The sequence below is a fragment of the Pseudomonas sp. REP124 genome (genome assembly GCF_020164475.1).
Classification (GTDB): Bacteria; Pseudomonadota; Gammaproteobacteria; order Pseudomonadales; family Pseudomonadaceae; genus Aquipseudomonas.
The window spans coordinates 1-10,838 of sequence record NZ_JAIQWX010000188.1 but is presented as its reverse complement, the minus strand read 5'-3'; the positions used below and the strand labels follow the sequence as shown (position 1 = coordinate 10,838).

Genomic DNA, 10,838 nt, shown 5'->3' with positions numbered 1-10,838 from the left:
CTGTAGGAGCGAGGCTTGCCCGCGAAGGCGTCATTACGTCTTACGCAAAATCAAGCGTCGCGAAACAACCAAGGCTGGCTGGCCCGGTGCTTGGCTTCGAACGCCGCAATCGCATCACCGTCCTGCAGGGTCAGACCGATATCGTCCAGACCATTGAGCAGGCAGTGCTTGCGGAACGCATCGATCTCGAACGTCAGAACCTTGCCGTCCGGACGGGTCACGGTCTGGGCTTGCAGATCGATCTGCAACTGATAGCCCGGGTCCGCCTCGACCTGCTTGAACAGTTCATCGACTTCCTCGTCGCTCAAGATGATCGGCAGCAAGCCGTTCTTGAAGCTGTTGTTGAAGAAGATGTCGGCGTAGCTCGGCGCGATGATGCTGCGGAAACCGTATTCTTCCAGGGCCCATGGCGCGTGCTCACGGCTGGAGCCGCAACCGAAGTTCTCACGGGCCAGCAATACGCTGGCGCCCTGATAACGCTCGGCATTGAGGACGAAGTCCTTGTTCAGCGGGCGCTTGGAGTTGTCCTGATAAGGCTGGCCCACATCCAGGTAACGCCATTCGTCGAACAGGTTAGGGCCGAAACCGGTGCGCTTGATCGACTTCAAGAACTGCTTCGGGATGATCTGGTCGGTGTCGACGTTGGCACGATCCAGAGGCGCGACAAGTCCAGTGTGCTGGGTAAAAGCTTTCATGCTGCGCTCCTCAGATCAAATCGCGGACGTCGATGAAACGACCGTTCACTGCCGCGGCGGCGGCCATGGCCGGGCTGACGAGGTGGGTACGACCACCGGCGCCCTGACGGCCTTCGAAGTTACGGTTGGACGTCGAGGCGCAATGTTCGCCGGACTCCAAACGGTCCGGGTTCATCGCCAGGCACATCGAGCAACCCGGCTCACGCCATTCGAAACCGGCTTCGAGGAAAATCTTGTCCAGGCCTTCGGATTCCGCCTGAGCCTTCACCAGACCCGAGCCCGGCACCACGATGGCCTGCTTGATGGTCGAGGCCACTTTGCGGCCCTTGGCGATGACTGCGGCAGCGCGAAGGTCTTCGATCCGCGAGTTGGTGCAGGAACCGATGAACACACGATCGAGCTGGATATCAGTGATCGCCTGATTGGCGCTCAAACCCATGTACTTCAGGGCGCGCTCGATGGAACCGCGCTTGACCAGATCGGTTTCCTTGGCAGGATCCGGCACGTTCTGATCCACAGCCAGGACCATCTCTGGCGAAGTGCCCCAGCTGACTTGCGGCTTGATCTGGGTCGCGTCGAGCTCAACCACGGTGTCGAACACCGCATCGGCGTCGGAAACCAGATCTTTCCAGGCTTCAACCGCCAAATCCCACTCCGCACCTTTCGGCGCGAACGGACGGCCTTTCACGTATTCCACGGTTTTTTCGTCAGCCGCCACCAGACCCACGCGAGCGCCGGCCTCGATGGACATGTTGCAGATGGTCATGCGGCCTTCGACGGACAGGTCACGAATCGCGCTACCGGCGAATTCGATGGCATGGCCGTTACCGCCGGCGGTGCCGATCTTGCCGATCACGGCCAGAACGATGTCCTTGGCGGTCACGCCGAACGGCAATTTGCCTTCGACGGACACCAGCATGTTCTTCATTTTCTTGGCGACCAGGCACTGAGTGGCGAGCACGTGCTCGACCTCGGAAGTGCCGATACCGTGAGCCAGCGCACCGAATGCGCCGTGGGTCGAAGTGTGGGAGTCGCCGCAGACCACGGTCATGCCCGGCAAGGTCGCGCCCTGCTCCGGGCCGATGACGTGGACGATGCCCTGGCGGACGTCGTTCATCTTGAATTCGACGATGCCGTATTCATCGCAGTTGTCGTCGAGGGTCTGGACCTGCAGGCGCGAGACCTGGTCGGCAATGGCTTCGATGCCGCCCTTGCGCTCAGGTGTCGTCGGTACGTTGTGGTCCGGGGTCGCGATGTTGGCATCGATGCGCCATGGCTTGCGCCCTGCCAGACGCAGGCCTTCAAAGGCTTGCGGCGAAGTCACTTCGTGAATGATGTGACGATCGATGTAGATCAGAGCAGAGCCATCGTCGCGCTGCTTGACCAAATGCGAATCCCAGAGCTTGTCGTAGAGCGTTTTGCCGGCCATCAGACGGTTTCCTCATCAGCTTGTTTCTATGCCCTGGGTCTTGAGAGATTCAATAACCCTTTGGCTTGTGAGGCTGATCCTATGGGGTTAGATTAAATAACTCAAATTCATATTTTTTATGCTTTGGATAACCAACTGGAATGCAACATGGACCTGGCCAACCTCAATGCCTTTATTGCCATCGCCGAGACGGGGAGCTTCTCCGGCGCCGGTGAACGCCTGCACCTGACCCAACCGGCGATCAGCAAGCGCATCGCCGGGCTGGAGCAGCAATTGAAGGTTCGCCTGTTCGACAGGCTGGGCCGTGAAGTCGGCCTGACCGAGGCCGGCCGCGCCCTGCTGCCCCGGGCCTACCAGATCCTCAACGTCCTTGATGATACGCGCCGTGCGCTGACCAACCTCACCGGCGAGGTGACCGGTCGTCTGACCCTGGCCACCAGTCACCACATCGGCCTGCATCGATTGCCTCCTTTATTAAGGGAGTTCACCCGGCGTTATCCCGAGGTGGCCCTGGATATCCAGTTCCTGGATTCGGAAGTGGCCTATGAAGAGATCCTGCATGGCCGCGCCGAGCTGGCGGTCATCACCCTGGCGCCCGATCCCCACGCGCTGGTCGCGGCCACGCCGGTGTGGGACGACCCGCTGGATTTCGTGGTGGCCCCGGAGCATTCGCTGCTCAACAACGGTGCGATCAGCCTGTCGGACATCGCCGGGCATCCGGCAGTGTTTCCCGGCGGCAACACTTTTACCCATCACATTGTCCAGCGCCTGTTCGAGGCCCAGGGCCTGACGCCTAACATCGCCATGAGCACCAACTACCTGGAAACCATCAAGATGATGGTGTCCATCGGCCTTGCCTGGAGTGTCCTGCCGCGGACCATGCTCGATGATCAAGTGGCACGCGTACCTTTGCCGGGCATACAGCTCTCGCGCCAGCTAGGCTATATCCTGCACACGGAACGGACGCTGTCGAACGCTGCACGGGCCTTCATGGCCTTGCTGGATGCTCAGATCGATCTGCCAGGGACTCAAGGCTAACTTGTGCTACTCCTATAGAGCCGCGAAATCCTGTACAAACGCCCACTTCAGTACAAGGCTTGCCAATGCCGAAATCTGTTGACCGTATTCCGCCCATGCCGCGCATCCAGGCACTCGACCCCAAACGCTCCGAGCAGAGCTGGGAAAGTGCCCCGCAACTGCTGGCTGCCCTGAACGGCGCACGTTTGGGCGCGTGGTATTGGGATATCGAGCGCGGTCAGATCAGTTGGTCACGGGGTACGCAGGCACTGTTCGGTTTCGACCCACGCCAGCCGTTGCCTGCGGATCTGGAATACCTCGATTTGCTGCCCCCCGAAGACCGGGCCAAAACCGTTCGTGCCTTCCACGCAGTGATCGCCGGCGCGCCGCTGGAACAGGCAATGCATCACCGCATCCGCTGGCCCGACGGCAGCCTGCACTGGCTGGAAATCAACGGCAGCCTGCTGCCGGACAAGAACGGCCGACCCCGAATGATCGGGGTGATTCGTGAAATCACCCACCAGCGCCAGCGCGAACAGGCGCTGAGCAGCTCGGAAAAGCGTTTCGCCACGCTGTTTCACCTGTGTCCGAACATGGTCCTGCTGACCCGCCAGGACGACGGTCTGATCACCGAAGCCAACCAGTACTTCGAAAGCCTGTTCGGCTGGCCGGTTCAGGAGGCCATCGGTCGTACCACCCTGGAACTGGGCCTGTGGGTGCACCCCGAACAGCGCGCGGCACTGGTCACGGCCACCAAGGCCAAGGGCGATCTGATCAGCATGGAAGTGCAATTGCGCGCCAGCAACGGGCAGATTCACGACGGCATCCTCAGTGCGCAAAATGTTGAACTCGAAGGCCAGCCCTATCTGCTGAGTACTTTTCTCGACACCACTGAACGCAAGGCCGCCGAACAGGCCCTCAAAGACAGCCAGGAACGCCTCGACCTGGCTCTGGATTCGGCGCAACTGGGCACCTGGGACTGGCACATTCCCAGCGGCATGCTCTACGGCTCGGCTCGCGCGGCGCAATTGCACGGGCTGGAAGCCAAACCTTTCCATGAATCGTTCGAAGAGTTCTTCGAAGGTGTGCCCGGCAACGAACGCGACACCATGCGCGACGCCTACCGCAGCCTGCGCGAAGGCCCGGCGGGCAACTACCAGCTGACCTATCGCGTGCAACTGCCCGATGGCAGCATCCGCTATCTGGAAAGCCGCGCCCGGCTGTACCGCGATGAAAACGGCCTGCCGCTGCGCATGGCCGGCACCCTGCTCGATATCACCGACCAGGTAGAGCGCGAGCAACGTCTGGTGGCGTCCGAAGAAAAGTTCGCCACCCTGTTCCAGGTCAGCCCGGACCCGATCTGCGTGACGCGCCAGGACACCGGCCAGTTCATCGAAATCAACTCCAGCTTCACCCAGACTTTCGGCTGGACCACCTACGACGTGATCGGCCGCAACGCGGACGAGATCGGCCTGTGGGACGCCTCGGCGAAAAGCCTGCAACGCATCGAACAGGTGATTCGCGAACAGGCGCTGAACAACGTGGCGATCATCGTCCAACACAAGGACGGACATTTGCTGACCTGCGTGATTTCCAGCCGGCAGATCAGCGTCGGCGACCAGCCATGCGTCGTCACCACCCTGCGCGACATCACCCAGCAGCAACGTTCGGAAGCGGCGCTCAAGGCCAGTGAGGAGAAGTTCGCCAAGGCATTCCACTCCAGCCCTGACGCCATCACCATCACCGAACGCGACACCGGGCGCTATCTGGAGGTCAACGACGGCTTCTGCCGCCTGACCGGCTACCGCGCCGACGAGGTGATCGGGCGCACGGTGTATCAAGTGGGGATCTGGGCCGAGGAGAAACAGCGTTCGGCGCTGCTGGCGGAATTGCAGATCAAGGGCCGGGTTCATCACCTGGAAATGCTGGGGCGTAACAAGCGCGGCGATCTCCTGACGGTGGAAGTCTCGGTAGAGCCGATCACCCTCAATGAAACCGCGTGCCTGTTGCTGACAGCCCGGGATGTCAGCCTGCTGAAGAACGCCGAGGCGCAGATTCGCCATCTGGCCTATCACGACCCGCTGACCAACCTGCCCAACCGTGCGCTGCTGATGGATCGCCTGAGCCAGCAGATCGCCCTGCTCAAGCGCCACAATTTGCGCGGCGCGCTGATGTTCCTCGACCTGGACCACTTCAAGCACATCAACGACTCCCTCGGTCATCCGGTGGGCGATACGGTGCTGAAGATCATCACCGCGCGCCTGGAAGCCAGCGTGCGCATGGAAGACACCGTCGCGCGCCTTGGTGGTGACGAATTCGTGGTGCTGCTCAGCGGGCTGGAAGGTTCGCGCAACGATGTCAGCCTCCAGGTTCTGGAATTGGCCGACACCTTGCGCGAATTGCTGTCCGAACCGATGTTCCTCGACGGTCAGCGCCTGCAGGTGACGCCGAGTATCGGCATCGCGTTGATTCCCGATCACGGCTCCACGCCGACTGATTTACTCAAGCGCGCCGACATTGCGCTGTATCGGGCCAAAGACTCGGGACGCAACACCGCGCAGATGTACCACAACACCATGCAAAAGGCCGCGAGCGAGCGGCTGCGCATGGAGACCGACCTGCGCCTGGCGCTGTCACGGGGCGAGTTTCGCGTGCATTACCAACCGCAACTCGATGCCCGGCAGAACCGTATCGTCGGGGCCGAGGCACTGGTGCGCTGGACACATCCGGAACTCGGCGCTCAGTCGCCCACCGAGTTCATCAAGGTGCTGGAGGACAGCGGCTTGATCCTGGAGGTCGGCACCTGGATCGTCGATGAGGCCTGCCAGGCATTCAGGCACCTGATCGCCAACGGACTGGTGGACCCCCATGATTTCAGCCTGTGCGTGAACATCAGCCCTCGGCAGTTCCGCCAGAACGATTTCGTCGAGCACATAGAAGAAAGCCTGGCCCATTACGGTCTGCCCAGTTCGATGCTGAAGCTGGAAATTACTGAAGGCATCGTCATTCAGAATCTTGAAGACACCATCAGCAAGATGCGCCGCCTGAAGAAACTCGGGGTGAGTTTTGCGATGGATGACTTCGGGACTGGATATTCCTCTCTGACCTACCTCAAACGCCTGCCGGTGGACACGCTGAAGATCGACCAGTCGTTCATCCGTGACGCTACCACCGACCCCAACGACGCCGAAATCATCCGCGCCATCGTCGCCATGGCCCGCAGCCTGGAATTGAAGGTGATTGCCGAAGGCGTGGAAACGCCTGAGCAGCTGGAGTTTTTGCAGGGGCTGGGGTGTCATTTTTATCAGGGGTATCTGCATAGCCAGCCGTTGCCGGTCGAGGAATTCCAGAAGCTGTTGCAATAGCCCCGATACACCTCTCCCCCTGTAGGAGAGAGTTCACTCGCGATGCACTACAGAACACCGCGGGGAATCAGACTCCCCGCGTCATCGTTGACGTCCATCGCGAGCGTGCTCGCTCCTACAGAGTGCCCGGTTTTCATACCTGTGTATGAACTTGCTGACCCTCTGTACAAGTGACGCCACGCCAGCCGCGCCGTACATTGGCGCCACGCATTCGGCAGGCGGCCTTGCACTCCGCCCCGCCGAAGAATGATCGACGGCAGCCGATCATTCTCCTGTGCAACGCCCCGGCTCCTCTTCCCGATCACAGGGCCGGGTTTTCTGCGCCCGCATACTCGTTATGCGGGCGCTTTTTTTTTGATATTGAGGTGATCCATGGGTGAATACCGCAAGTTATGGTGGTCGCTGATTGGCGTCCTCGGCGTGACCTTCTGCCTGCTGGGCTGGTTCGGTCACGAAATCTATCGACAGGCCCCGCCGATCCCCGAGCAGGTGCAAAGCGCCGACGGCACCACCCTGTTCCGCTCCGCCGACATCCTCGACGGGCAAACCGTCTGGCAGAGTATCGGTGGCATGCAGCTGGGCTCCATCTGGGGCCACGGCGCCTACCAGGCTCCGGACTGGACCGCCGACTGGCTGCACCGCGAACTGCTCGCCTGGCTCGACCTGGCCGCACAGCAAAACTACGGCAAGTCATACCAGCAAATCGATGACGACCAGCAAGCCCTGCTTCGTCATCAGCTCAAGCGTGAATACCGCGGCAACAAGTCGGTCAACGGCACACTGGTACTCAGCGAGCGCCGCATCCAGGCCATCGCGCAAACCGCCGCCTATTACCACGCCCTGTTCGGCAACGACGCTTCGCTACACCACAGCCGCGAAAGCTTCGCCATGAAGGAAAACACCCTGCCCGACGCCACCCGGCGCCAGCAGCTGACGCAGTTTTTCTTCTGGACCGCCTGGGCGGCCGCCACCGAGCGTGACGGCCAGACGGCAACCTACACCAACAACTGGCCCCATGAACCGCTGATCGACAACCACCCGACCGCCGAAAACATGGTCTGGTCGATTATCAGCATTGTCGTGTTGCTGGCGGGGATCGGTTTCCTGGTCTGGGGCTGGGCGTTTCTGCGTAACCACGAAGAAGGCGAACCCAAGGCTCCCTCGCAGGATCCTCTGAGCCTGATCAGACTCACCCCTTCGCAAAAATCCCTGGGCAAATACCTGCTGCTGGTCGGCGCGCTGTTCGGCTTCCAGGTGCTGATGGGCGGCGTGACCGCGCACTACACGGTCGAAGGCCAGGATTTCTACGGCCTGCCCCTGTCGAAGTGGTTCCCCTATTCGCTGACCCGCACCTGGCATTTGCAGAGTGCGATGTTCTGGATCGCCACCGGCTTCCTCGCGGCGGGGTTGTTTCTCGCACCGTTCATCAACGGTGGCAAGGACCCGAAATGGCAGAAACTGGGCGTGGACATTCTGTTCTGGGCCCTGGTGCTGGTGGTCGTCGGTTCCTATGCCGGCAACTTCCTCGCCATCGCGCAACTGATGCCCCACGAGTGGAGCTTCTGGCTCGGTCATCAGGGTTATGAGTACGTGGACTTGGGCCGTCTTTGGCAGATCGCCAAATTCGCCGGGATCGTGTTCTGGCTGGTCCTGATGCTGCGCGCGATGCTGCCTGCCCTGCGCCAGCCCGGCGACAAAAACCTGCTGGCGCTGCTGGCCTGCTCGGTGATTGCCATTGGCCTGTTCTACGGTGCCGGCCTGTTCTATGGCGAGCGCACCAACCTGTCGGTGATGGAGTACTGGCGCTGGTGGGTGGTGCATCTGTGGGTCGAAGGCTTCTTCGAGGTGTTCGCCACCACGGCGCTGGCGTTCATCTTCACCAGCATGGGCCTGGTGTCCAAGCGCCTGGCCACCACCGCGACCCTGGGTTCGGCTTCGCTGTTCATGCTCGGCGGTGTACCCGGCACGTTCCACCACATCTATTTCTCCGGCACCACCACACCGGTGATGGCGGTGGGCGCCACCTTCAGCGCCCTGGAAGTGGTGCCGCTGATTCTGCTGGGCTATGAAGCCTGGGAAAACTGGCGGCTCAAGGAACGTGCGGCGTGGATGGCGCGGATTCGCTGGCCATTGCAGTTCTTCATCGCCACCGCGTTCTGGAACATGCTCGGCGCCGGGGTGTTCGGCTTCCTGATCAACCCGCCGATTTCGCTGTATTACATCCAGGGCCTGAACACCACGCCAATGCACGCCCACGCTGCGCTGTTCGGTGTATATGGCTCGCTGGCACTGGGCTTCAGCCTGCTGATCCTGCGTTACCTGCGACCGAACCTGCAGTTCAACGATCGCCTGATGAACACCGGCTTCTGGTGGCTCAACGGCGGCCTGATGCTGATGATCGTCACCAGTCTGCTACCCATCGGTATCCTGCAGTTCTACGCCAGCGCCAGCCAGGGCCTGTGGTATGCCCGCAGTGAAGAGTTCATGCAGCAGGATCTGCTGCAAACTTTGCGCTGGGTGCGCACCTTCGGCGACATCGTGTTCCTGGTCGGCGCGTTTGCGGTGATCTGGCAAATCGCTGGCGGCCTGCTGTTTTCGTCCCGTCATCCGCGTACGGTGGATGCACTGGACATCGGCGGACAACGCTAAATCACAGACACAAAAAAAGGGCGCCATTGGCGCCCTTTTTTACTGTCCGGCTTAGTGTTGCAGCGCCGGTTTCTGCGCCCCGTTGATCGGGATGCGCTTGGCTTTCGCTTCTTCCGGGATCACACGCAACAGGTCGATGCTCAACAGGCCGTTGCTCAGGCCCGCGGCCTTGATTTCGATGTGGTCCGCCAGACGGAAAGACAGCTTGAAGGCTCGCTGGGCGATGCCTTGATGCAGGAAGGTCACGCCTTCGCTCGCATCACGCTTGCCGCCACTGATGGTCAGCACACCCTTCTCCACTTGCAGTTCCAGGTCTTCTTCCTGGAAACCGGCTGCCGCCACGACGATGCGATATTGGTCGTCACCGTGCTTTTCGACGTTATACGGAGGATAGGTGCTGCCAGGCTCGTTACGCAGGGCGGTTTCGAACAGGTCGTTGAAACGGTCGAAGCCCACCGAGGAACGGAACAGAGGCGCCAGGGAAAATGCAGTAGTCATGGTTCAAATCTCCTGAAAACAATCAGCAAGTTTTTCGTCTCCGCGACCCGAATTCGGCATCGCGTAACCCTTAGATAGGGACCGCTGATTGCATTTCAAGAGATTTTTTGCAGATTTTTTTCAGGCCGCTTGCGCTACCGGCAAACCGAGCAAACGCGAAACCTGATCCAGCTCGGTCTCGCGACGCAGGACGTTGAACAGATCAACAGCCTCGGGATAATTGCGGGTCAGCATCGCCAGCCACTGCTTCAGACGGCCCGGCGCCTGACGCGGGGTCATCTGCGCCACGGCCTGCAACCAGAAGTCCTGGAGCAGTGGCAGCAGCTCGGTCCAGGTCATCTCGACCACCTCTTCACCGGCCCGCGCCGCGGCGATTTGCCGGGCCAGGTCCGGACGCGACACCAGGCCGCGACCGAGCATGATGTCTTCCACGCCGCTGATCTCACGGCAACGACGCCAGTCCTCGACGCTCCAGATATCGCCGTTGGCGAACACCGGCACCTTGACCACGTCCTGCACCCGCGGGATCCACTCCCAATGCGCCGGCGGCTTATAGCCGTCGGTCTTGGTCCGCGCGTGAACCACGATATGCTCCGCCCCACCCTCAGCCAGCGCCGTGGCGCAAACCAGCGAACCATCCGGGCTGTCGAAGCCCAGGCGCATCTTGGCCGTCACCGGAATATGCGCCGGCACGGCACGCCGGACGTGCTCGACAATCTGGTTCAACAACTCCGGCTCCTTGAGCAGCACCGCCCCGCCCCGAGACTTGTTCACCGTCTTGGCCGGGCAGCCGAAGTTGAGGTCAATCACCTCGGAACCCAGCTCACAAGCCAGCGCAGCGTTTTCCGCCAGGCACACCGGATCCGAACCGAGCAATTGCACACGCAGCGGCACGCCGGAAGCGGTGCGGGCACCGTTCAGCAGTTCCGGACCGAACTTGTGGAAATAGGCAGGCGTGAGCAACTGATCGTTGATCCGAATGAACTCGGTCACACACCAATCGATACCGCCCACCCGGGTCAGCACGTCGCGCAGGATGTTGTCGACCAACCCCTCCATGGGTGCCAGAGCAATTTGCATGGAAAACACACTCAACGAAAAACGGCGGGCAGTTTACTGGTTTTCAGGGGGGAACGTGTAGGAGCTGACGAGTGAAACGAGGCTGCGATCTTTTAAAATCAAAAG

General features: G+C 60.9%; 7 protein-coding genes. 3 read left to right on the top strand and 4 right to left on the bottom strand.

Annotated elements, in window-relative coordinates; translation table 11 throughout:
* Window positions 1–50: 50 nt before the first annotated feature.
* Together leuD and leuC are read right to left on the bottom strand one after the other, a co-directional pair.
* Window positions 51–695, bottom strand: a complete 645-nt coding sequence (leuD, locus tag K9857_RS27570) for a 3-isopropylmalate dehydratase small subunit (RefSeq protein ID WP_224541292.1) — start codon at window positions 693–695, stop codon at window positions 51–53.
* Between the two features lie 10 nt (window positions 696–705).
* Window positions 706–2,124 (bottom strand): 3-isopropylmalate dehydratase large subunit, encoded by a 1,419-nt coding sequence (leuC, locus tag K9857_RS27565; RefSeq protein ID WP_224541290.1) that lies wholly within the window; start codon window positions 2,122–2,124, stop codon window positions 706–708.
* A gap of 147 nt (window positions 2,125–2,271) precedes the next feature.
* On the opposite strand from leuC, the gene K9857_RS27560 reads away from it, so the two are divergent.
* From K9857_RS27560 to K9857_RS27550, 3 genes are all read left to right on the top strand, one after another.
* A complete protein-coding gene (locus tag K9857_RS27560; protein WP_224541288.1) occupies window positions 2,272–3,162 on the top strand; it encodes a LysR family transcriptional regulator in 891 nt (296 codons plus the stop codon).
* A gap of 65 nt (window positions 3,163–3,227) precedes the next feature.
* Complete coding sequence (locus tag K9857_RS27555) at window positions 3,228–6,506, top strand: PAS domain S-box protein (protein WP_224541286.1); 3,279 nt, start codon at window positions 3,228–3,230, stop codon at window positions 6,504–6,506.
* Window positions 6,507–6,878: 372 nt separating this feature from the next.
* Window positions 6,879–9,155, top strand: a complete 2,277-nt coding sequence (locus tag K9857_RS27550; RefSeq protein WP_224541283.1) for a nitric-oxide reductase large subunit — start codon at window positions 6,879–6,881, stop codon at window positions 9,153–9,155.
* A gap of 51 nt (window positions 9,156–9,206) precedes the next feature.
* Here K9857_RS27550 and K9857_RS27545 read toward each other — a convergent pair whose 3' ends face one another.
* Both K9857_RS27545 and K9857_RS27540 read right to left on the bottom strand, forming a co-directional pair.
* Window positions 9,207–9,653, bottom strand: coding sequence for an Hsp20 family protein (locus K9857_RS27545; RefSeq protein ID WP_150771062.1), 447 nt, complete (start codon window positions 9,651–9,653; stop codon window positions 9,207–9,209).
* Between the two features lie 120 nt (window positions 9,654–9,773).
* Window positions 9,774–10,733 (bottom strand): tRNA dihydrouridine synthase, encoded by a 960-nt coding sequence (locus tag K9857_RS27540; RefSeq protein WP_224541281.1) that lies wholly within the window; start codon window positions 10,731–10,733, stop codon window positions 9,774–9,776.
* Window positions 10,734–10,838: the final 105 nt, after the last annotated feature.